The sequence below is a fragment of the Bacteroidia bacterium genome (assembly GCA_039924845.1).
Classification (GTDB): domain Bacteria; phylum Bacteroidota; class Bacteroidia; order DATLTG01; family DATLTG01; genus DATLTG01.
The window spans coordinates 1-22933 of the sequence record JBDTAC010000047.1 but is presented as its reverse complement, the minus strand read 5'-3'; the positions used below and the strand labels follow the sequence as shown (position 1 = coordinate 22933).

Below are 22933 nucleotides of genomic sequence, written 5' to 3'. Positions count from 1 at the left end.
GAAACGTTTGCCGAAATTTTCTTTTACTTTTTGAATCAGAGCCACCTTCGTTCACTTTACCTCACAAATGTATATATTTTTGATGAAATTACTCTTTCAAAAATAGAGCTTGAAAAATTATTTTTTCGAGGCACTTATTTTACACTCAAAAATTCCTTGAAATCGCTAAATTTGCTTCGTGAAAACTTTTAACATTCCCGAATTTTACAAAAGTGCCATCATCGGAAAAATCAAGGAAACCCGTAAACTGCGCGATCCTAAAAAAAAAGATTTCTCTCCTACTCTGCTTGATTTAGGCAACATTCGATTTTACATTGCGCGGCATTTTGGTTTTTGTTACGGTGTTGAAAACGCTATCGAAACCGCTTTTAAAGCGATTGAAGAAAATCCCGAAAAAAAAATTTTTTTATTGAGTCAAATGATTCACAATCCGGAAGTGAACAAGGATTTGACGGAACGCGGCGTGAAATTTATTATGGATACTTCTGGCAAACAAATTATTCCGTGGGAAGAGTTGAATGCGAATGATATTGTGATTATCCCAGCTTTCGGAACCACACTTGACATCGAAAAAAAGCTCAAAACAATTGGAATGGAACTGCAAAAATACAACACCACTTGTCCTTTTGTAGAGCGCGTTTGGAAGAAATCTGAAAAGTTAGGACAAGAAAATTACACGATAATTATACATGGAAAATACAATCACGAAGAAACGCGTGCTACGTTTTCGCACAGCGAAATAAATTCGCCTTGCATCATTATTAAAAATATGGAAGAAGCTGTAAAATTAGCTGATTTCATCCTCAAAAAAATAAATTTAGAAGTGTTTAATTCGTTTTTTAAAAATCGTTATTCCGAAAATTTTAATCCGGAGAGAGATTTAGAAAAAATTGGCGTGATAAACCAAACTACCATGTTGGCAACGGAAACGCAAGACATTGCCGACTTTTTAAAAAAGACAATGATCGAAAAATACGGCGCTGAAAGTTTGAAAAATCATTTTGCTGATACACGCGATACGCTTTGTTACGCCACGAATGAAAATCAAGAAGCGACGTATCATTTACTAAAAGAAAATGCTGATTTAGCAATTGTAGTGGGCGGTTACAACAGTTCTAACACATCGCACATTGTAGAATTGTGTGAACAAAAATTACCGACATTTTTTATTTCTTCAGCAAATGAAATTGTATCGAAGGAAAAAATAAATCATTACAATTACCATCAACGCAAAGAACTTTGTACCGAAAATTATTTTCCTAAAAAAAATCCAGTAACTGTACTTTTAACAAGTGGCGCTTCGTGTCCAGATGCTGTGATTGAAGCAGTTCTAAAAAAGATAATTTCCTTTTTTGAAACTGAAAAGCAATTGGAAGAAGCCTTGAAAAACTGGGAACTTCTTTAATTTCTGTTGTCGAAAAAATATTTTTTCGAGACGTTATTTTTAGTAAATAAATTCTCCAACTTCGCTTTTAATGGTGAGTTGTTTTTTATCAGATGCCTCTACAAATCCTATTATTTGAGCATCAATTCCAAATGATTTTGAAATGTCAATAATACTTTGTGCGTGTTCTTTTGGCAAATAAATTTCCATGCGATGACCCATGTTAAATACTTTGTACATTTCTTTCCAATCGGTATTAGATTGCTCTTGTATCAAACGAAACAAAGGAGGTATCGGTAAAAAATTATTTTTTACGATGTGTAAATTATCTACAAAATGTAAAATTTTTGTTTGTCCGCCACCGCTACAATGAACCATTCCGTGAATGTTTTTACGATGCTCATCCAATACTTTTTTTATCACCGGAGCGTACGTACGAGTTGGCGAAAGCACCAATTTTCCAACAGTTGTTTCAATTTGATTTTTTTCGTGTTGAAAAATTATTTTTTCGCTGAGCTTTTTATTGCCGCTGTAAATTAAATTTTCAGGAACTGCAGCATCGTAACTTTCAGGATATTTTTGCGCCAACTGTTTTTCAAAAACATCGTGTCTGGCAGATGTTAATCCGTTACTTCCCATGCCGCCATTGTATTCTTTTTCGTACGATGCTTGTCCGTAAGAAGCCAATCCCACAATTACATCGCCTGCTTTTATATTCGCATTGTCAATCACATCACTACGTTTCATGCGACAAACAACGGTAGAATCCACAATTAATGTACGTACTAAATCGCCCACATCAGCGGTTTCTCCACCAGTGGAATAAATTCCGATTCCGTAGTTTCTCAATTCTTCCAACAAATTTTCTGTTCCATTGATAATGGCAGAAATAACTTCTCCAGAAATAAGATTTTTATTTCGTCCAATAGTCGAAGAAAGCAAAATATTATCCGTTGCACCCACACAAAGCAAATCGTCCGTATTCATCACCACAGCATCCTGTGCAATGCCTTTCCAAACCGACATATCGCCGGTTTCCTTCCAATAAATATATGCCAAAGATGATTTGGTACCAGCTCCGTCGGCGTGCATCACGATGCAATACTCTTTGTCTCCACTTAAATAATCAGGAATGATCTTACAAAATGCTTTCGGAAAAATACCTTTATCAATATTTTTAATCGCATTGTGAACATCTTCCTTAGAAGCGGAAACGCCACGTAAATTATATTTCAATTGATTGTCCATATCGTTTATAAAAAAAACATCCCGACAAAAATCGGGATGTTTTTAGAGATTCAAAAATTGGTTTCAAAAATTATTTTTTCACTGTTACTTTTTAGGTGTCGTTGCATTGTTATTATTTGTTGGGGACGGAGTTGTTGGCGCTGGTGTTGATCCGCCATTCTCGTCAGAATGATCGTAATCTTCTGTTTCACCTTTTACTTTAATAATTTGCGTTGGCGTTGTTGTTTTATTAGTGTCTTTCGGATTGTGATAATCAGTACTTAACACTCTGAAAGAAGTCCTTCTATTTTTTTGGAAAGCGGCTTCTTTTTCTTCTTTCGTTTTCATTTTATTGATTTCTTTCATAGAAACCAATGGACGATCGAATGCCCAACCTTTTGGCGTCATACGCACAGAATCAATTCCTTTAGAAATCAAATAACTAACGCAAGATTGTGCCCGCGCTTGAGAAAGTTTGATGTTGAGTGCTCTACTACCACGTTGATCCGTGTTTGCATCCAACTCAATTGTGATAGTTGGATTGTCCACCAATGTTTGATAAAGTGCATTCAAAGAATCTTTTGATTCTGGTCTCAAAGTAGCTTTGTTTACGTCATATAATACTTGAGGGAAAGAAATTTCTTTTCCTTTCGGAGCCGATTGCAACTCAAAATTATGTATGAAAATTTTCGCCTCGTTTACACCCACTGTTGTTTCTTTGGCACTACTGTTAGCCGTTTTGATAAAATCTGTAGCACTGGCAGAAATCACATAAGATGTATTCGGGTTTACGTAACGATCTTTGCCATTTTCAGCAAATTTATACATACCCGCTTTATCCGTAGTAGCTTCTACAGAAGAACCGTCGGAACCCAATAATTTAACTGTAGCATTTGGGATAGGTTGTTTGGATTCTTTATCCGCAACTACACCTTGTATTGTAAAAATTAATGGAGGTAATACAAATGAATAAATATCATCGCTTCCTTTTCCGCCATCGCGGTTGGAAGATAAATAACCTCTTTCATTCTTTCCGTCAAAAATAATGGCAAAATCATCTCCAGAAGAATTGATAGGATATAACATATTGGTAACTTTTCCCCATTTGTCATCGCCTATTTTTTGAGCGCTATAAATATCTAATCCGCCCATTCCAAGATGTCCATTGGAAGAAAAATACAAGGTATTGTCGTCGCGTATATAAGGATACATTTCATCTTGAGGAGTGTTAATTTCTGGTCCGGCATTGATTGGATTTCCCCATTTTTTTGCTTTTTTATCGTATTTAGAAAACCAAATGTCTTTTCCACCTTGTCCGCCTGGCATATCTGAAGAGAAAAATAAAGTCATTCCATCTTCTGAAATAGAAGGATGTCCGAAGGCAAAACTATCTACGCAAAAAGGTAATAACTCAGGATCTCCCCAACCGCTTCCTTTTTTTGTAGCCACGTAAAGTTGACATTTAGCTTGCGAGTTTTTAACTACTCCGCAGCGTGTAAAATAAATCATTTTGTCCTTATTGTCCATTTCTGCTGCACCTTCGTTGTATTCCGAATTTATAGGAGCAGCTAAACTTACAGGTGTACTCCACTTTCCATTTTTATCAACGGTTGTAGTATATAAATCGCTGTATGTTTGTCCTGTATTTAAGTCGGTTTTATCTCCGATAGCTCCAGGTCTGGTAGATGAAAAAATCAAAGATTTGTGTTTTCTATCTCCATAAGCAGGAGCAAAATCTTCATCTCTCGAATTAATCATCGACATATTTTCTACATCGTAACGAGTAGGATTGTCTTTCCATTTTTGAGCCAACTCACAAGATTTAGCGCCATCTTCACCTCTTGGATCAGAAGGAACCATTTGCTTGTAATTATTGTACTCGATAAGTGCCTCATCGTATTTGCCGTTTATTTTTTTCATATCCGCCAAATAAAGTGTTGCTTTTGGGTCTGGATATTTTGCCTTTACGGCTTTTTGATACCACGATTCTGCTTGTTTCGTATCATTGATGTCTTTATAACATTCTGCTGTCTGGAAAATAATACGCGCTTTCTCATCTTTCTTTTTCACTTTAGCGTATGCCTTTTTGTATAACTCAATGGCATTGAAGTATTGCTGACCTTGGAATGCCATGTCTGCATCCTTCGTGAAATTCTTTTGTGCTTTCACACTTACTGAACTCATTGAAAAAACAAATACAGCGATAAAAAAAACGGAGAGTTGTTTGGTTATTTTCATAAATCTTTTTTTTAATTTTTATCAATTTTACGGCTGCTAAAGTAATTAATAATTTGAAACAAAAAAATTAAAAGTCAAAAAAAGCCGCTTCATCGCCCAAATGAGTAAAATGATGTATAGTTATCACCTATAATTAAGTATGAAAGAATATTTTTTCAAGCATCTTTTTATCCTTCTATAAAAAAAACGTTGTAATCTGGACAAATACAGAAAATAATTCCGCTAAATTTCTCGGATTTTTATTACTTTTGCAGCCTTAAATTTTAAGGATTCAAAAAAATAATTTTTCTTCGTATGATTTCTGTCAGTAATTTATCGGTTAGTTTTGGAGGAAGAAATCTGTATGAAGATATTTCTTTCTTGATCAATCGCAGAGATAGAATCGGTTTGGCGGGGAAAAATGGCGCTGGAAAATCTACCTTGTTAAAAATTCTTGCTGGCGGACAAAAACCTTCTACTGGTGATGTGTCCATGCCAAGTGGCTGTTCTATCGGCTATTTGCCGCAAGACATGACGCACAGTTTGGGAAAAACTGTTTTTGACGAAGCCGCAACCGCTTTTGATGAAGTGAAACGTTTGGAAAAACGCCTCGAAGAAATCAATGAAGAGCTTGGTATTCGCACCGATTACGAAAGTGATGCGTATATGAATTTAATCACGGAGCTGAACGATGTAAACGAACATTTGAATGTGTTGGGCGCTTACGCGAAAGATGCAGAAATTGAAGTAACCCTTATGGGACTTGGTTTTGAGCGAAAGGATTTTACGCGTCTGACGGATGAATTTAGCGGCGGTTGGAGAATGCGAATCGAATTGGCAAAAATTTTATTGAAAAAACCCGACGTTATTTTACTCGATGAGCCGACCAATCACTTGGATATTGAAAGTATTCAATGGTTAGAAGATTTTTTGAGAAATTATTATGCAGCGGTGGTGATGGTATCGCATGATAAATTTTTCTTGGATAATATTACCACACGCACCATCGAAATTTCTGCTGGAAAAATTTTCGATTACAAAACAAATTATTCGAAATATTTAGTACTTCGCAAAGAGCGCAAAGAGCAACAAGAATCTGCTGCAAAAAATCAGCAAAAATATATTGAGAAAACGGAGCAATTAATTGATAAATATCGGGCGAAAGCCAACAAAGCATCCTTCGCACAATCGCTGATAAAGAAATTGGATAAGTTGGAAATTGTAGAAGTGGATGAAAATGATAATGCGTCGATTCGTTTTTATTTTCCGCCTGCGGCACGTGCTGGAAAAGTGGTGGTGGAAGCGAGTCATTTGAAAAAAGCATACGGTGAAAAAATAATTTTTAGCGACATCGATTACATGATTGAGCGGCAAGAAAAAATTGCTTTTGTGGGACGTAATGGTGAAGGAAAATCAACGATGATGAAATTGATTGCAGGCATCGAAAAATATGATGGCTCGCTGACAACTGGACACAATGTGGAGATTGGTTATTATGCGCAAAATCAAGCAGAAGAATTGGATCCGAGTAAATCTGTTTTTGAAACGATTGATGACATTGCTGTTGGAGAAGTTCGAAAAAATGTGCGCAGTTTATTAGGCTCTTTTTTGTTTGGTGGTGATGATGTAGATAAAAAAGTGAAAGTGCTTTCGGGTGGAGAAAAAGCACGTTTGGCGATGTGTAAATTATTGTTGCATCCGTATAATTTATTGTTGTTGGATGAGCCGACAAATCACTTGGATATGCGCTCGAAAGATGTGCTGAAAAACGCTTTGTTGAAATACGATGGAACGATGATTGTGGTATCGCATGATCGTGATTTTTTGCAAGGACTTACTTCCAAAGTTTTCGAATTTAAAAATGGAACGATTAAGCCGCATATTGGCGATGTAAACGAATATTTGAAGAATAGACAAATTTCGAATTTGGCAGATTTAGAGAAAAAAGAAAAAACAATTACTCCTACTTTTAGCGTTCCTAAAAATGAGGAAACGCCTGCCAATAAAGAGTTGAGAAAGCAAAAAGAAAAAGATCTTAAACAAGTGCAAAATCAAATTTCTAAATCAGAAAGTGAAATTGCACGCCTCGAAAAAGAGATAAAAAACTTTGACGATAAATTGCTCGATCCAGCGCAATACAATACTATTATGAATGATGCTTCTGCTTTCGCGAAATACGAAGAATTGAAAAAAAATCTCGAAACAGAAATGAAAAAATGGGAAGAGTTACAAACGCAAGCTGAAAAAATTATTTTTTAGAAGGCTTGTATTTCCAGCAAGAAACAAGGTGATCGTTCACCATTCCGGTAGCTTGCATGTGCGCATAACAAATCGTAGTTCCGAAAAATTTAAAACCTCTATTCTTCATATCCTTACTGATTTCGTCGGATATTTCTGAGCGTGGCGGAACGTCTTTTAGCGTTTTTGGTTTATTGATAATTGGTTTTTTATTGGGCAAAAATCCCCACATATAATTACTGAAACTGCCAAATTCTTTTTGAATGTTGATGAATAATTTTGCGTTGGAAACGGCGCTGCGTATTTTTAGTTGATTGCGAATAATGCCTTCATCTTGCATCAAAAATATAATTTTTTGTTCGTCAAATTTGGCTACTTTTTTTACATCAAAATTTGCAAATGCTTTGCGATAATTTTCGCGGCGACGCAAAATAGTAATCCAACTTAAGCCGGCTTGCGCACCTTCTAAAATTAAAAATTCAAATAGTTTATTATCATCGTAAACAGGAATTCCCCATTCTGTGTCGTGATAATCCATGTAGATTTTTTCTTTTTTACACCAGTCGCAACGATTTTTTTCGATCATGAAAAATTATTTTTTTGAATTAAATCTAAATTCTTCGCTCTGCTCAATGGCAACCATAATTTGCTGAATAATTTGATCGGAATCCGCCGTATAATCCATCTTCATCGGCTCCTTAAAGCGAATGCTCAATTCCACGCCTTTCTTTTTCAGTTTCAATCCTTTTTTATCGAACGCTCTTCTAAATCCATCAATAACAACAGGAACAACAACGGGTTGAAATTTTTTCACAATGTGTGCGGTACCGCGTCTTGCAGGAACAAAAGGCGTTGTGGTACCTTGCGGAAAGGTAATTACCCAGCCATCTTCCAATGCTAAGCCGATGTTGGAAATATCTTGCATTTTAACTTGGCGATTAATATCCGTGCCTGCTTCGCGCCAAGTTCGTTTAATTGAAACTGAACCTGCGTACGCAAAAATCTTCGGTAACAATCCTGCTTTCATCGTTTCTTCCGCAGCAATAAAATACGAATTGGTGCGTGGGCGAAGTAAAAAAACAGGATTGCTAATTTTATTTTTAAACTTCCATTTTAAGCTGGAAAACACATGCAGCATCGCAATTACATCTGCAAAATACGTTTGATGATTGGACACAAACAATACATTTTTATCCTCCAAACCTTCGAGGTGTTCTGTCCCAGAAATCTTGGTTTTATTCAGCCAATTATATCTTGGAAAAGTTATGATTCCTATAAAAAAAATCAATATTCGTTTTAGGAATATGTAATGTCCGAACGCATCTTTCTTGAAAATTATCATCGCCGCTTTCGCTATTTTATTTTTTGAAAACGCGAAGGTAGTAATTAATTAAAGAGTGCTTTTTCGAAAAATTATTTTTGATTTATCTCTTAAACCAAGCCGTTATACTGTGCCTATTTTCGTTGGAAATCAATACTTCGTGCGGAATTTTATTACTGATGAAACAAACAAACGTACCATATTCTGGCGCGATGTCCGTGTATTTTTCTTCGGATTCATACATTCTTAAATAGCCGCCATCACTCGGTTTCCAATCTTTATTCAAATACAAAACACAAGAAATAACACGTGCGTCATCGTTCGAAAAACAATCTAAATGTTTTTTATAAAAACTATTCTTAGGATAAATAGCATGATGCGCTTCCAATTTATTTACACCGATAAAAAGCGCTCTGTTCAAATGTTTTCGAAGTTCTTCCATTTGATCCCAATATTTTTTTTGAGGAGCAGAAAGTTGAAATTCATCCATCCAAAAAATAAAATCATTTCGTATTTCAGAAATTATTTTTTTGTCAGAACCTTTGCCAATCGAAGCTTGCTTAAAATGTCCTTCTGAAAAATTATTTTTTTGATCGTCCAATAATTCATCTAAAATTTCATTGGATAAAAAATTTTTACTGATCGCCCAAGCTTTATCTGCCAAAGAATCCGCGAGATTGTCAAAATTATTTTCCATTTATTTTTCGAGGTGATACAAGGTTAATCCGGCAATCGGAGTTTCTAAAATTCGAGCAATGTTCACCTCTTTTTTCTGTGCAATAGCGCGTAAAATATTGCTGTTGTAAAATCCAACCGAGCCAACACAACTCATTTTTACAGTTTTATGTTGGGGATATTTACAAATATGTTTGTCGAAAAATGTTTCAAAGCAATCCGCGATGAGCTTTACGCAATAAGGATGTTGGCTATTTTGATAAACAAATTTCGCGAACGAAGCCAAAAATTTATTCGGCATGGGCTGCGAATAAACGGAATCGAAAATTTTTTCTTTGGTCAATTGAGTGCGTTCAAAAAATATTTTTTCGAGCTCTTTCGGTAATTCTTTGTTCAAATACGCTTGAATAAACGTTTTCCCGATGTGCGAACCGCTGCCTTCGTCGCCCAAAATATATCCCAAAGCCGTTCTGTTTTCAATAATTTCAGAACCATTATAATAACACGAATTAGAACCTGTTCCGAGAATAGCTGCAATGCCTTCTTCGTGTCCGCAAGCGCCGCGAGCTGCCGCTAATAAATCGTGATGTACTTCAATTGCTGCATTCGGAAAAGTAAATTGCAATGCCGATTTCACTTCTTCGCATTTCGCATTACTCGAACAACCTGATCCGTAAAAAAATATTTTTAGCGACGCCGAAATTATTTCTGATTTCAACTGTGGTAAGAAATTTTTTTTCAACTCCGCAATTATTTTTTCAGGTGAAATAAAATAGGGATTAAAGCCAATCGTATTGTATTGACTGATTTTCTGTTCCTCATCAATGAAGCGCCATTCCGTTTTGGTAGAGCCGCTGTCTGCAATTAAAATCATTTTTTGTTTTGTAATTAAATCGTTTTTTTTGTTTCAAAAAATTAATTTTTAAAACTACTATTTATTTAACGATACGACAAATCATGCGATTTATTGTTTTCAGAAAGTTGCTCCAAATCCCACGTAAACGCTTCTTCCCATGGATGGAATAATTCCAGGACCCGGATATTCGACAGTACGTATAGTAAAATATTTTTCGTTGGCGAGATTATTAATTCCAAATTTAATATTGTAATTTTTAATCTTAATAGTATTTGACCAATCCATCACCGTAAACTCAGGAATAATTCCAAACAAAGCAGTTGGACTATATACAGTATTGTTTGCATCTGTAAATTGTTTTGCCGTATTGCTGATTAAAAAAGTAGTAGAAAAACTTTTTAGCGCATACGTCCATCCGATCCGTTCAATTGTTGGAGGTGCATACTCACACTGATTTCCTTTATACAAACCATTTATATACGTTGCATTGTCGTAGGCAAAGGAGTTGAAAAAACTAAAACTTCCAATTTTTGATTCGGGCGCAAATAATTTTACAAGATTTAATTCTACGTAACTTTCTACTCCCAAGTGTACTGCGTCCGCCACATTGGTTTCGTAGGAATACATATTTCCGTTGGCATCTTTTAAATCTTCAAAAGCAATGGCATTATTGTACGCCATATAAAAACCGCTCACATCAAAACTGAAGAAATTTTTAATGCTTCCTCTCCAACCTAAATCTGCATTATAACCACTGATGTCTTTTAGATTTGGATTTATTTTTGCGTTTGTATCCAATCCAAGTGGATATAGAAAAGAATATTCTATCGGCGTATAAGCCTGAGAAAGATTAGCATAGATATTAGTAGTAAAAGAGGTTTTGAATTGGATTCCCAGTCCGCTTAAAAATAAATACCTCACTTTATTTTCATTGATGTTGATTATCGAATCTTGATTGTTTGTAACGTATCCAGAAGCTTTAGATTGCAAGTATTCCAATCGGGCACCTGGCGTTATAGACAAACGGTTACCAAAATGAAATGTGTTTTCAATATAAGGCGCAATATTAGTGGATGAAAAATTAATTTTTTTAGGATAAAATGAAGCAGAATCCGCAAAATCGAAATTAGAGGCGGTATTTCCTTTTCCTCCTTCTTCACGATTCATAGAACCATAAAAAAATCGTATTCCGGCATCCATAACAGAATGTACTTTTCCGATGTTATACTTATTTACCAATCGTAATTCAGTAGTCGAATTTCTAAAATACTCGTGCAAAACTTCACGCGGCTGATAGGTTAAAGTAGCTGGATTGATGGTATCCATTGACGCTGGTCCACCATCTTCATTTCTCCATACAATACTTCTCGAGCTGAAATTTTGTACTGATTTTAAAAATAATGTTGTGTGGTCATTGATACTATAATCCGCCGTAAGCGCGACAATATTCCAAGGCGTAGTAAGCCAATTACGGGTACGAAACGATTGATCAGGGTTTTGATTAAACTCAGCATCGTCCAATCCGCCGGGCATGTGTAATTGATTTCGCAAAAAAGAATATTCTAATCCGATTTTAAATTTATTATTTGCCTTGTATTCCAATCTTCCAAATCCTGTAACTTGTTCAAAATCGGAATTTGGTCTCCAGCCTGATGAATATTCCCCTTCTACAAAAGCATAATAACTGATTTTTTTATATGTCCCTCCAATGGAATTAAAAGAATTCATCAATCCATAACTACCACCTGTCTCTTCCGTTGTAAACTGAAAGGGTTTATCTGTAGGAGCGCTTTTAACAATGTAATTTACTACACCACCAAACTGCGGACCGAATTCCAGCGCAGATGCTCCTCGTGTAATTTCAATGCGTTCAATGGCTTCCAGCGGCGGTAAATAATAGGATTCCGGATATCCATAAATATCGCCGGTTATATTATAACCATTTTGACGCGTATTTGTTTCGATGGATTGAGTAGGATTTAAACCTCTAAAACCAATGCCATTGGAAGGAAATCCGCCTCCTTCTGTTTCAGAATAATTGGATCCTGGAACTCTACCCAATATTTGTCGTGGATTATTTTGCGCCGTATTTGCATTCAAACTGTCCAATATCAACACTTCGTTTTTTTTACCGGAATAAATAACACCGTCGTGTACTTCCGCCAGATGTCCCATTCCTGTGATGGATTGTACACCATTGATAACGACCTCATTCAAAAAATTAATTTTTTCAGATACACTAAAATCAAGTTCAGATAATTGATTTTCTTTTATATTGACTTTTTTTGAAATAGCTTTAGATCCTGTGATACTAAGTAAAACGCTATATGTTCCAACAGGAATTTTTACTATCTGATAGTTTCCTTCTTCATTACTTTGTGTAACAAAATTTGTATTCTGTATCACTATATTCGCGTAAACAATAGCTTTACCACTACTATCTTTTACAGTGCCTTTTAAATTTCCAGTCTGCGCAAAACAAAGTCCAGCTTGCACAATCAAACAAATAATGAGGACGTATTTTATTTTATTCATCGATTATTTTATTTAGAATTAATATAAATAATAATTTTCGACAAAAGTAGAAGAAGAAAAAAGCGGATGCAATACCTTAAAAAAGGTATTTAATTTTCGGAGGAAAAAAGAAATTTATTTGGAGAAATCAATTGCTCGCGAACAGCGTACAAAACAACACCAGCAGTATTGTTAATGCCCAATTTACTCATAATATTTTTGCGATGCGTAGTAACAGTATGTGTGCTCAAAAAAAGTTTTTCGGCAATCTGTTTATTGGAATAACCTTCTGCCACGCATTTAATAATTTCCATTTCGCGATCGGTAATATTGATACCGCTGCAAAAAGAAGTAGAAGGAAAATTTTCAGGATCCTCTTTTTTATCAGACAACATCGCATTCACAATTTGTCCGCACAAAAATTTTTCTCCAGAAGCAGTTTTATATATCGCTTCCGTAATTTCCTCTTTGTCACAATCTGTGAGTAAATAACTGATAACACCTTGTTCCAGCGCTTTCGAAATAGCATTTTTAGATTCCAATGTATTGATTGCCAAAACGTGTAAAGACGTGTATTTCTTCTTTATTTGTTGGATGATTTCTATTTTAAAAGAAGGAGTTGAAAAATCAATTATCAAAATAGAAGTTGGATATAATTTTAATTTCTCCAAAAGCTCTTCTTTGTTTTGCGCTTCGGTCATCCATTCAAAATCACTGCAATCTGCAATCACCGATTCCAGACCTTTACGGAGGAGATAATTGCTTCCAGCTACAACGATTTTTATTTTTTTCATTATTTAGAATAATTTTAAATAATTAATTCCCGACAAAAATAAGAATATAAAACACATCTTCAAAAATTATTTTTCAAACAAAATATTTTTCACCTTCCACAGCCAAAACAGTGTTCGAAAAAATATTTTTTGCCTCGGCTAATAAAGGTTCTAACTCTTTGTAACGTGCCGAATAATGTCCAATAATCAACTGTTTCACTTCTGCTTTCAGCGCTATTTCGCCTGCTTGCGCGGCGGTAGAATGGAAAGTAGCTTTCGCTCTCGCCAACATATTTTGCATAAACGTAGCTTCGTGATACAATAGATCTACTTTTTTTATTTGTTCAATAATGGATTCATCGTAACAAGTATCGGAACAATAGGCATATTTTCTGGTAGGAAAAGAATCCAGCGTAAGTGCCGCATTCAAAATTATTTTTCCATCTTCACAAATATAATCTGCTCCGCTTTTAATGTTATTTATTTCAGAAACGGGAATGGAATATTCTTCTATTTTTTCTTTAATAATATTCCGTTGATTTTCTTTTTCGCTGAAAATAAATCCGCAACACGGAACTCGGTGATTGAGAATAATGGTAGAGACAAAAAGTTTTTCATCTTCATAAATAATTTCGCTTTTATCGTATTTCAGTGGATGATAGACGATTTTATAATTCAATCTCGTATCGGAATGTTTGTAATTTATCTCGATGATTTCTTGCAGTTCCGCTTGCGCATAAATATGTAAATCGTTGGTTCTGCCCAATAAGTGCATACTGGCGAGCAATCCGGGTAAACCGAGGTAATGATCGCCATGCAAATGACTGATAAAAATATGGTTGATCCGTTGAAACTTTATTTTGAATTTGCGCAATTGAATTTGCGTCGCTTCGGCACAATCAATCAAAAAAAACCGCTCAGCATGATTGACAAGCTGAGCGGTTGGGTTACGTTTAGAAGTGGGTGTTGCAGAACTACAACCTAAAATAGTAATATCAAAAGGATGCATTATTTTCCAGCAACAATCATCCGTTTGGTGATGCTCGTTTTTCCGTTATTTAATGAATACATATAAATTCCAGAAGGAAAATCGTTGGCTGATAACTCGTAAGAATTATATCCTTTTTCTGCTTGAAATTTAGATTGCATTATTAAAGTACCCAACACGTTATACACGGATAAAGTCATCGGCGCAACAGTCGGCATAGTAAAAATAATTTTGGTTGTTTGTGTAAAAGGGTTCGGACTATTTTGTCCTACCTCAAATTTTGTCATATCTAATGTTGCAATGCCGGTAGCGTTCAATATTTTTATTTTATAATAATTGATATGTTCCGGAATTGGAGTACCAGATCCACCTATATAAGCATTTACAGTAGCTGATAAATGCCACGTTCCCGTATCTGCAACGGTCGGGTTTCCTGAAATAAGCACACAGCCTTTTGTTCCGCCTTTCCAAGAGCAATGGTTAGGGTTACAAATATAAGTGAAGCCACCCACGGGAGGAAATCCGGTAAAATTAATCAATACTAAAGAGTCAATCGGAATGGGAATACCTGAAACAACTGTGTCCGTAGGAACAACAACCGTCATGGTAGTAGCATAAGCGGTACCTACAAAACCATTCGGTAATCCCTGCGCGCTATCGGGATAAATTCCGCCTGCTGTTTGCGGACCAGGAGTACATTGTGCGTTTGAATTGGTTAAACCAACAAATGCAACAGAAACAATAAGTAAGAGTATTTTTTTTATCATTTTTATATGTTTTTTAAGTTCGAGAAATTATTTTTTAATCCTACAAATATACTTTTTTTTTGTAAAAATATCGATTTTCTGTTTTTAAAATTAAAAGTATTATTTACCTCTTTTTAGAGAATAAAAAATCTATTTTTGTTCGTTCATCATCAAGATGAAAAAGAATTTTTAAAATTAGTATAAATACCAATGACAACAATTATCGACGGCAAGCAAGCTTCGCTACAAATACAAGAAGAATTAGCGAAAGAAGTGGAGAAAATAAAAATTTCGGGTGGTAAAATTCCACATTTAGCAGCTATTTTAGTGGGGAATGATGGAGCGAGCGAAACATACGTGTCTGGAAAAGTAAAAGCTTGTGAGCGCGCCGGTTTTCATTCTACTTTAATTCGTTTGCCAGAAAATACATCAGAAAAAGAATTGGTGGAAGAAGTAAAAAAGCTCAATGAAAATAAGGATATTGATGGATTTATTGTGCAATTGCCACTTCCGAAACACATATCAGAACAAAAAATAATCGAAACTATTTTACCCGAAAAAGATGTAGATGGCTTTCATCCGCAAAGTGTCGGAAAAATGTTGTTAGGAATGGATACGTATTTGCCAGCAACACCTTACGGAATCATACAATTAATGGAACGTTATAAAATAGAAACGTCTGGAAAAAATTGCGTTATTATTGGTCGAAGTCATATTGTAGGTTCGCCTTTAAGTGTGTTGATGTCGCGCAATAATTACCCTGGAAACGCCACCGTTACGCTTTGCCACAGTAAAACAAAAGACTTGAAAAAAATTACACTGGAGGCGGATATTATCATTGCAGCATTGGGGAAACCAGAGTTTTTAACAGCAGATATGGTGAAACAAGGCGCAGTTGTAATTGATGTAGGTATTACGCGCGTGGTTTCCGATAAAACAAAAAGCGGCTATAAATTAGTAGGCGATGTAAAATACGAAGAAGTAGCGCCGAAATGTAGTTTCATTACTCCCGTTCCTGGCGGCGTTGGTCCCATGACCATTGCCTCATTACTTACAAACACGCTGAAAGCAGCCACTCAAAAGGGGTGTTGAAAAAATAATTTTTCAAACGCTATATTTCTTGCATCTGAAAGTAAAAAAAGTGCTGCAAAAAGTTCCGTATGACGTTCTTTTTAAAATTGATAAAATATTTAATCATTATCAATTTTCCATTGTCAATTATTTTTTCATCTTGTAAATTTCGCTTCGTAAACACCAATATTATCGGCATAATCCGTTAAAACGACTTTAAAAATATGTTCTCCTGCAGTAATGGAATTATCAAAATCATAATACAATTTATTTTTTTTCGGATTGTATTGCATCAACACCCATTTTCCGTCGATGGTGCCTCGATAACTTTTTATGCCCGATAAATTATCGCTCATTTGTACTTCAATATCGGTTGCTTTACTCATGTCTTTTCCGGGAAAAATGTTCAGCGGTTTCGCCACGGGCGCAACAGTGTCTAACATAATTGTAAATGTTCCGAATGTTTTTACCTCGGCTTTTACATACCCGTCGCTCCACACTCCACCTTGGCTGGACGCGTATTTCCCGTTTAACAATACAATGACTGCTTTGTTTTGAAATTCCTTTTTAATTTCTTTCGATGGTTTAATTTCCAAGGTGTATGCTTCACTCAGCGGGACAAATTTATTTTGAATGGTACAAAGTGGCGCCAATTCTCTGCGTGTCTCTGCAGGTTCTGATTTGCAATAAAATTTCAAATCATCAAATAAACAATTCGGCGGAATTTGAACATAAAAGTCGCTTGTTTTGTAGCAATTATTTTTGGTGCAATCGAAATTCGATTCGTATTTCTGAATGCTATCCTTGCTCGGAAATATTTTATTTGCACTTTCGCTTTTCGCGGAAAAATCAAGCACAGACGTGTTTCCGGCAATATCTTTGACAATGTATTTGAGTTGATGAATTTTATCATCCGAAAAATGAACGACTCCTTTATTCACCACATCTTTATAAATGGGCAAAGAATTATTTTTCGATAAAAAACTTTTTTGAAATGCTTTTCTTGTTCTTAAAATATCCGGATAATCAATGAATGCGGCTACATAACGACTTTTACTGAAATCCAATTCTTTCATATCGCTATAATAAATTATTTTTCCGTCCACTTGTAATTCGATGGAAAAAACGCCGTCTTCATTGGCAGATCCGTTCATCATATCGTAAGTATCAATCGCAAAACCAATATTTCCATGAAGAATTATCGTGTCCTTATTTTTCAAAAAATACTTCTCGGCAAGTTCTGAAACAGGAAAACGTTCCACTGTATTTTCATCATTTACACTACTTGCACTGTCCAAAGGATAAATGGAAATGGCATTTATTTTTGGTGCGATATTGTCTTTCACCGCAAAACCAAAAAGCAAAGGATTTAAAGGATGCTCAGTTTTAGCATCACGAATTTCGAAATGTAAATGCGGTCCGGTAGAACCGCCAGTGTTTCCCGAAAAAGCAACAATTTCGCCTTTCTTCACCGGAATATCGGTCGGTTTTAAATCAAAATCCACAGCAAATAATTCCAAGCGATATTGCTCTTTCCGTAAATATTTTGTGATGCTGTCGTTGTAAGCACTTAAATGTCCGTAAACGGAGACTAAACCATTTGGATATGTAATATAAAGTGCATTTCCGTAACCCCAAGGAGAAACGCTGATGCGCGAAACGTAGCCATCCGCAATGGCGTAAACCTTTAAACCTTCCACTCCATTTGTTTTTATATCAATGCCAGTATGAAAATGATTGGGACGAATTTCACCGAAATCACCGGCTAATTTGAGCGGAATATCTAAGGGCGCTTGAAAATAATTTTTCGGAAATTCATCTTGCGCATTTGTGTTGAAAATAATTATCAAAAATAAAAAGAGGATAAAAATCGTTTCGAAAAAATAATTTTTTGAACGCCTTTTTTTGATCAACGATTTCATAATTAGATTTTAAATTTGTTATGATAAAAGTATTTGACAAACACGGTCGAAAAAAAAAATTCCGAAGAAGATTTGCACAAACAAAAGTTCATGAAACTAAAATTCGGAAAAAGCTGTTAGAAAAAATAATTTTTCAAACGTTAAATTGCGTTAAATTTGTCCTTCAACAATTTTAAAATGCGTATTGATATATTGACTCTTTTTCCGCAAATGTTCGAAAGTCCTTTCAGTCATTCGATTGTAAAGCGCGCCATCGAAAAAAAAGTGGTGGAAATAAATTGTATAGACTTACGTGATTTTTCAACTAACAAACACCGTACAGTGGACGATTACGCTTACGGTGGCGGCGCAGGAATGGTGATGATGGTGGAACCGCTTGCCAATTGCATCGAAAAATTAAAATCAGAACGCGCTTACGATGAAGTGATTTACATGAGCCCTGATGGCGAAAAACTCAATCAACCTCTGGCAAATCGGATTTCTACATTCAAAAATATTATTTTGCTTTGCGGGCATTACAAAGGCATTGACGAGCGCATTCGTCAGTATTTTATTACGAAGGAAATTTCGGTGGGAGATTATGTTTTGTCGGGTGGAGAATTAGCAGCAGCAATCGTTTGCGACGCAATTGTACGTTTAATTCCAGGTGTTATTTCGGATGAAACCTCAGCTCTTTCCGATTCGTTTCAAGATAATTTAATTGCACCACCCGTGTATTCGCGCCCTGCAGATTACAAAGGTTTAAAAGTACCCGATATCCTACTTTCTGGCAACGAGCGAGAGATTGACAAATGGCGACATGAGCAATCTATCGAGCGAACAAAAACCCGCAGACCAGATTTACTTCGTGATTAAACGTTGATTCAGTTGAGAATAACGCTTTCAAAAAAATAATTTTTCAAACAAGAAAATAGTATATTTGTTCCTTGATGAACTTTGTCAATCCACTCTTTCTTTTCGCACTTTCCGCGATTTCCATTCCCATCATTGTTCATCTTTTCAACTTTCGGAAATTCAAAAAAATATATTTCACGAACGTTAAATTTTTACGAGAAGTACAGCAAGAATCCCAATCTAAATCACGTTTACGGAATTTATTGATATTACTTTGCCGCATTTTGGCGGTGATTTTTTTAGTACTCGCTTTCGCGGAACCTTTTATTCCTAACAAAAACGGAAAAATAATTACAGGCGATAAAGCCATCAGCATTTACATCGACAATTCATTTAGCATGAATGCGATGAATAAAAGTGGCAGTTTGTTGGACGAATCCAAACGAAAAGCACTCGAAATTATTCAGGCATATAAACCGACTGATCGCTTTCAATTATTGACAAATGATTTTGAAGGAAGTCAGCAAAGGCTTATTAATAAAGACCAATTTCGAGAATTGTTGGAAGATGTGAAAATAAGTCCTGCAGTAAAAACAACGGACGAAGTCATTGCGCGTCAAGCAGATTTATTGAATGAAAGCTCCGTACGAATCAAAAAAATATTTTTGATTTCTGATTTTCAAAAAAGCACGACTGATTTCGAAAAAATAAAAAACGACACCAGCATTTCTGTTACGCTGATTCCGACAATTGCGGAACAAACAAACAATGCCTACATCGATTCTTGTGGATTTACAGATCCAGTGCGACAATTGGGCGAAGTGGAGAAATTAAATGTGCGTATTTGCAATGCTTCCAAAGCAGCGATTGAAAATAATTCGATGAAATTATTTATCAATGAAAAAGAAAGAACGCCCGCCAGTTTTTCGGCAGCAGCCAATTCGAGAAGTGATGTAAGCCTTTCTTTTGCTCAGAAAGATACGGGAATGCAGCAATGCCGAATCGAGATAAACGATTATCCGATTACGTTTGATGATAATTTTTATTTTTCGTTTGAAGTGCAAAAAAACATTCCGGTGTTGTGTATAAATGCTTCCGAAAAAATAATTTCCGAAGACGATCATTTTCTCGAAAAGTTTTTTAAAAACGATTCGCTTTTTGTGTTTAATTCGGTGAATGAAAACAATTTAAATTACGCTTCGTTTGCGGATAATAAATTAATTATTTTGAACGAATTGGATTCGGTTTCTTCTGGTTTGGCGCAAGAATTAAAAAAGTTTACGAATAACGGCGGAAGCTTATTGATTGTGCCTTCTGAGAAAATTAAAATGAATTCGTATCGAGATTTTTTGAGTGAATTCAATATCAATTATTACAATAATTTAGATACCGCAAAAACAAAAATTTCAAATATTAATTTTGAAAGTACTATTTATAAAAATGTATTTGAGAAAAATTCAGACAATATTGATTTACCGATTGTTTTTCATCATTATTCCCTCACAAAAAACAGTCATTCCGACGAAAATATGTTGCTGAAAATGCAAAATGGAGATGTATTTTTAAATGAATCAGTTTTCGGAAAAGGAAAAATATATCTTTCTGCAGTGCCTTTCAGCAGCGGATTTAGCACTATTGCGAAACACGCTTTATTTGTGCCTACATTATATAATATTGCGATTAACAGCGAAATAGCGACGCCACTTTTTTACACCATTGGCAAAGACGATGCGATTGATTTGGAAACAATTAATTTAACGGGCGACAATGTTTTTCACATCAAACAAAACGGAACTAATTTTGATGTAATTCCTGAATACCGCAAGGGAGAAGGCAGAACGACACTTTTTGTGCACGATCAAATTAAGCAAGCCGGTAATTATGAATTGTGGTTGGGGAATAAAATTTTGAAAAGCATTTCATTTAATTACGATCGGAAAGAATCGGATTTGAGTTGTTATTCGTCCGATGAAATCGCCGAAAAAACAACTAAATTAGGGTTTGTGAACTTTTCTTTAATCAATAATCAAGCAAAAAATCTAACACAAGTTTTAACAGAAAACGAACAAGGAAAAAAACTTTGGAAACTTTGCATTATTTTAGTCCTCTTATTTTTAGCGGCTGAAATAATGCTCATCCGATGGATTAAAAAATAAATTTTCGAAGACATGAAAACACTTTTAAGAAATGCCAAAATTGTAGATTCGGAATCCGATTACAATGGGAAAACAAAAGATATTTTAATTGAGGGTGGAAAAATTATCAGCATTGGAACTGCTATAAAAGCAGACAAAAATATGCAAGTAGTGGAAGCCGAAAATTTGCACGTTTCCATTGGCTGGTTTGATATGCAAGCCAATTTTTGTGATCCAGGTTTTGAATACAAAGAATCCATTACTTCGGGTGCAAAAGCGGCTGAAAATGGTGGTTTTACAGGAGTTTCAGTGATGTCTTCCACCAATCCGCCTTTGCATTCTAAATCGCAAGTGGAATACATCAAAAATAAAGCGAAAGGTTTAGCTGTGGATGTGCATCCGATTGGAACGGTTTCTCATAAATTGGAAGGAAAACAACTTTCGGAAATGTACGACATGCATCTTTCAGGAGCAGTAGCTTTTTCGGATGATAAACATGCGATAGAAGATGCGGGACTTTTGTTGCGCGCTTTGTTGTACGCTAAAAATTTCAACGGCTTGATTTTAACGCATTGCTGCGATGATTCGATTGCCGCAGACGGACAAATGAACGAAGGCGCAGTCGGTACATCGCTTGGTTTGAAAGGGATTCCAGCGCTTGCCGAAGAATTAATGATTGTCAGAAATATCCATTTGGCGGAATATGCTGAAACAAAAATTCATATTTCTTCTGTTTCTACGGAAAAATCGGTGGAGTTAATTCGCGCTGCAAAAGCAAAAGGTTTAAAAATTACGGCTTCTGTAAACGCACATCACTTGTTCTTAAACGATTCTTCTCTTTCGGATTTTGATACGAATTACAAAGTAAATCCGCCATTACGAATTCAAAAAGATATAGATGCCTTGAAAAAAGGGCTTTCTGACGGAACGATTGACGTGATTGTTTCGGATCATGTTCCAGAAAATAAAGAAAATAAAAAGACAGAATTCGATCACGCAGCCTTCGGAATGATTGGCTTGGAAACAGCTTTTGCGATTGCGAATACAAGCAAAGGAAATATGAAATTGGAGAAATTAATTCATAAAATAAGCATTGCACCGCGAAAAATTTTAAATCTTGAAATTCCGAGTATCAAAGAAGGCGCGAAGGCAAATCTGACTTTGTTTAATCCAGATTTGAGTTGGACATTCACTGAAAAAAATATTTTTTCAAAGTCGAAAAACACGCCGTTTATCGGCACCAAATTAAAAGGAAAAGCTATCGGTATTTTCAATAATAATTTGTTGGTGCTGAATACGGATTCGGAAAAATAATTTTTCAATTTTATTTTTCTTTTTTCTAAAAAAGCTCCTTTATAATTAAACGAGCGTCTCTCGTTTAACATCAATGTAACACCTCCTCTTTAAAAGAACACCTTGTAAATAAACAAATTATTCAAAATAGGAGACAAAGTGTCTTTGTAGTTTAACAAAGAGCCCTTGTAAGTAAACAAGGTGTCATTGTAAGCAAACAAAGAGTCATTGTAAGTAAACAAGGAGTTATTGTAAGCAAACAAAGAATCCTTGTAAGTAAACAAAGGGTCATTGTAAGTAAACAAAGAATCATTGTAAGCAAACAAAGGGTCATTGTAAGCAAACAAAGAGTCCTTGTAAGTAAACAAAGGGTCTTTGTAAGCAAACAAAGAATCCTTGTAAGCAAACGAAGGGTCCTTGTAAGTAAACAAAGGGTCTTTGTAAGCAAACAAAGAATCATTGTAAGTAAACAAAGGGTCATTGTAAGCAAACAAAGACTCTTTTTAGTTAAAAAAAGTTTCCAATACAATAAATAAGGACAGTTTGTTGTTTAACAAGCATAGTAAAACAATTTAAAAAAGGTTCCTTTTAATAAAACTTCGCACCAAAACTGCATGATACAGTCCTACTTGATTTAATTCTAATATCTATTAGCTAAAGAATAATTGAGTATAAACCGTTTCGTTTGCTTTTTAAACAATACACGATTGTTTTCAAAAGTAGGCGAAGCACAAAACTA

Annotated in this window: 18 protein-coding genes; 6 read left to right on the top strand and 12 right to left on the bottom strand. The window is 35.3% G+C overall.

All coding sequences use genetic code 11. From position 1 onward, the window contains the following. Positions 1–178 precede the first annotated feature (178 nt). Positions 179–1405, top strand: coding sequence for a 4-hydroxy-3-methylbut-2-enyl diphosphate reductase (locus ABIZ51_04930; GenBank protein MEO7088120.1), 1227 nt, complete (start codon positions 179–181; stop codon positions 1403–1405). A 39-nt stretch (positions 1406–1444) separates the two neighbouring features. On the opposite strand, the gene ABIZ51_04925 is transcribed toward ABIZ51_04930, so the two are convergent. Both ABIZ51_04925 and ABIZ51_04920 read right to left on the bottom strand, forming a co-directional pair. Then, the gene (locus ABIZ51_04925; GenBank protein MEO7088119.1) at positions 1445–2632 is read right to left on the bottom strand and encodes an AIR synthase related protein; all 1188 of its coding nucleotides are present in this window, start codon (positions 2630–2632) and stop codon (positions 1445–1447) included. An 84-nt stretch (positions 2633–2716) separates the two neighbouring features. Next, positions 2717–4849 carry an OmpA family protein gene (locus ABIZ51_04920; GenBank protein ID MEO7088118.1) on the bottom strand — a complete coding sequence of 711 codons (2133 nt, stop codon included), beginning with the start codon at positions 4847–4849 and terminating at the stop codon, positions 2717–2719. A 294-nt stretch (positions 4850–5143) separates the two neighbouring features. Between ABIZ51_04920 and ABIZ51_04915 the strand changes: the two genes are divergently transcribed. Beyond that, a complete protein-coding gene (locus ABIZ51_04915) occupies positions 5144–7087 on the top strand; it encodes an ABC-F family ATP-binding cassette domain-containing protein (protein ID MEO7088117.1) in 1944 nt (647 codons plus the stop codon). Here ABIZ51_04915 and ABIZ51_04910 read toward each other — a convergent pair. The 8 genes from ABIZ51_04910 to ABIZ51_04875 form a co-directional block, all read right to left on the bottom strand. Next, complete coding sequence (locus ABIZ51_04910) at positions 7077–7652, bottom strand: DNA-3-methyladenine glycosylase I (protein ID MEO7088116.1); 576 nt, start codon at positions 7650–7652, stop codon at positions 7077–7079. The genes ABIZ51_04915 and ABIZ51_04910 overlap by 11 nt on opposite strands. 6 nt (positions 7653–7658) lie before the next feature. Continuing rightward, a complete protein-coding gene (locus ABIZ51_04905) occupies positions 7659–8408 on the bottom strand; it encodes a lysophospholipid acyltransferase family protein (protein MEO7088115.1) in 750 nt (249 codons plus the stop codon). Between the two features lie 82 nt (positions 8409–8490). Continuing rightward, positions 8491–9084 carry a 2OG-Fe(II) oxygenase gene (locus ABIZ51_04900; protein MEO7088114.1) on the bottom strand — a complete coding sequence of 198 codons (594 nt, stop codon included), beginning with the start codon at positions 9082–9084 and terminating at the stop codon, positions 8491–8493. Next, positions 9085–9936 carry an N-acetylglucosamine kinase gene (locus tag ABIZ51_04895; GenBank protein MEO7088113.1) on the bottom strand — a complete coding sequence of 284 codons (852 nt, stop codon included), beginning with the start codon at positions 9934–9936 and terminating at the stop codon, positions 9085–9087. It abuts the gene before it with no gap. A gap of 99 nt (positions 9937–10035) precedes the next feature. Then, positions 10036–12453: a TonB-dependent receptor gene (locus ABIZ51_04890; GenBank protein ID MEO7088112.1), complete on the bottom strand. Its 2418-nt coding sequence runs from the start codon at positions 12451–12453 to the stop codon at positions 10036–10038. An 89-nt stretch (positions 12454–12542) separates the two neighbouring features. Continuing rightward, a complete protein-coding gene (locus ABIZ51_04885; GenBank protein MEO7088111.1) occupies positions 12543–13226 on the bottom strand; it encodes a response regulator transcription factor in 684 nt (227 codons plus the stop codon). Between the two features lie 73 nt (positions 13227–13299). Next, positions 13300–14214 carry a ribonuclease Z gene (locus ABIZ51_04880; GenBank protein MEO7088110.1) on the bottom strand — a complete coding sequence of 305 codons (915 nt, stop codon included), beginning with the start codon at positions 14212–14214 and terminating at the stop codon, positions 13300–13302. Next, complete coding sequence (locus tag ABIZ51_04875; GenBank protein MEO7088109.1) at positions 14214–14960, bottom strand: T9SS type A sorting domain-containing protein; 747 nt, start codon at positions 14958–14960, stop codon at positions 14214–14216. The genes ABIZ51_04880 and ABIZ51_04875 overlap by 1 nt, the downstream gene beginning before the upstream one ends. A 189-nt stretch (positions 14961–15149) precedes the next feature. Between ABIZ51_04875 and ABIZ51_04870 the strand changes: the two genes are divergently transcribed. Beyond that, positions 15150–16031: a tetrahydrofolate dehydrogenase/cyclohydrolase catalytic domain-containing protein gene (locus ABIZ51_04870; GenBank protein MEO7088108.1), complete on the top strand. Its 882-nt coding sequence runs from the start codon at positions 15150–15152 to the stop codon at positions 16029–16031. Between the two features lie 134 nt (positions 16032–16165). Here the strand turns inward: ABIZ51_04870 and ABIZ51_04865 are convergent, their stop codons facing one another. Beyond that, positions 16166–17932, bottom strand: a complete 1767-nt coding sequence (locus tag ABIZ51_04865) for a M23 family metallopeptidase (GenBank protein MEO7088107.1) — start codon at positions 17930–17932, stop codon at positions 16166–16168. 177 nt (positions 17933–18109) lie between these two features. On the opposite strand from ABIZ51_04865, the gene trmD reads away from it, so the two are divergent. The 3 genes from trmD (at position 18110) to ABIZ51_04850 (ending at position 22215) form a co-directional block, all read left to right on the top strand. Further along, complete coding sequence (gene trmD, locus ABIZ51_04860; GenBank protein ID MEO7088106.1) at positions 18110–18787, top strand: tRNA (guanosine(37)-N1)-methyltransferase TrmD; 678 nt, start codon at positions 18110–18112, stop codon at positions 18785–18787. Positions 18788–18861: 74 nt separating this feature from the next. Further along, entirely contained in the window at positions 18862–20922 is a 2061-nt protein-coding gene (locus ABIZ51_04855) for a BatA domain-containing protein (protein ID MEO7088105.1), read from the top strand. 12 nt (positions 20923–20934) lie between these two features. Continuing rightward, complete coding sequence (locus ABIZ51_04850) at positions 20935–22215, top strand: dihydroorotase (GenBank protein MEO7088104.1); 1281 nt, start codon at positions 20935–20937, stop codon at positions 22213–22215. Positions 22216–22304: 89 nt separating this feature from the next. On the opposite strand, the gene ABIZ51_04845 is transcribed toward ABIZ51_04850, so the two are convergent. After that, a complete protein-coding gene (locus tag ABIZ51_04845) occupies positions 22305–22688 on the bottom strand; it encodes a hypothetical protein (protein MEO7088103.1) in 384 nt (127 codons plus the stop codon). Positions 22689–22933 lie beyond the last annotated feature (245 nt).

Coding starts and splice junctions, on each gene's coding strand:
- ABIZ51_04920 (MEO7088118.1), bottom strand. CDS start 4,849: ATGAAAATAACCAAACAACTCTCCGTTTTTTTTATCGCTGTATTTGTT.
- ABIZ51_04890 (MEO7088112.1), bottom strand. CDS start 12,453: ATGAATAAAATAAAATACGTCCTCATTATTTGTTTGATTGTGCAAGCT.
- ABIZ51_04870 (MEO7088108.1), top strand. CDS start 15,150: ATGACAACAATTATCGACGGCAAGCAAGCTTCGCTACAAATACAAGAA.
- ABIZ51_04875 (MEO7088109.1), bottom strand. CDS start 14,960: ATGATAAAAAAAATACTCTTACTTATTGTTTCTGTTGCATTTGTTGGT.
- ABIZ51_04910 (MEO7088116.1), bottom strand. CDS start 7,652: ATGATCGAAAAAAATCGTTGCGACTGGTGTAAAAAAGAAAAAATCTAC.
- ABIZ51_04915 (MEO7088117.1), top strand. CDS start 5,144: ATGATTTCTGTCAGTAATTTATCGGTTAGTTTTGGAGGAAGAAATCTG.
- ABIZ51_04925 (MEO7088119.1), bottom strand. CDS start 2,632: ATGGACAATCAATTGAAATATAATTTACGTGGCGTTTCCGCTTCTAAG.
- ABIZ51_04855 (MEO7088105.1), top strand. CDS start 18,862: ATGAACTTTGTCAATCCACTCTTTCTTTTCGCACTTTCCGCGATTTCC.
- ABIZ51_04905 (MEO7088115.1), bottom strand. CDS start 8,408: ATGATAATTTTCAAGAAAGATGCGTTCGGACATTACATATTCCTAAAA.
- ABIZ51_04865 (MEO7088107.1), bottom strand. CDS start 17,932: ATGAAATCGTTGATCAAAAAAAGGCGTTCAAAAAATTATTTTTTCGAA.
- ABIZ51_04880 (MEO7088110.1), bottom strand. CDS start 14,214: ATGCATCCTTTTGATATTACTATTTTAGGTTGTAGTTCTGCAACACCC.
- ABIZ51_04850 (MEO7088104.1), top strand. CDS start 20,935: ATGAAAACACTTTTAAGAAATGCCAAAATTGTAGATTCGGAATCCGAT.
- ABIZ51_04895 (MEO7088113.1), bottom strand. CDS start 9,936: ATGATTTTAATTGCAGACAGCGGCTCTACCAAAACGGAATGGCGCTTC.
- trmD (MEO7088106.1), top strand. CDS start 18,110: ATGCGTATTGATATATTGACTCTTTTTCCGCAAATGTTCGAAAGTCCT.
- ABIZ51_04900 (MEO7088114.1), bottom strand. CDS start 9,084: ATGGAAAATAATTTTGACAATCTCGCGGATTCTTTGGCAGATAAAGCT.
- ABIZ51_04885 (MEO7088111.1), bottom strand. CDS start 13,226: ATGAAAAAAATAAAAATCGTTGTAGCTGGAAGCAATTATCTCCTCCGT.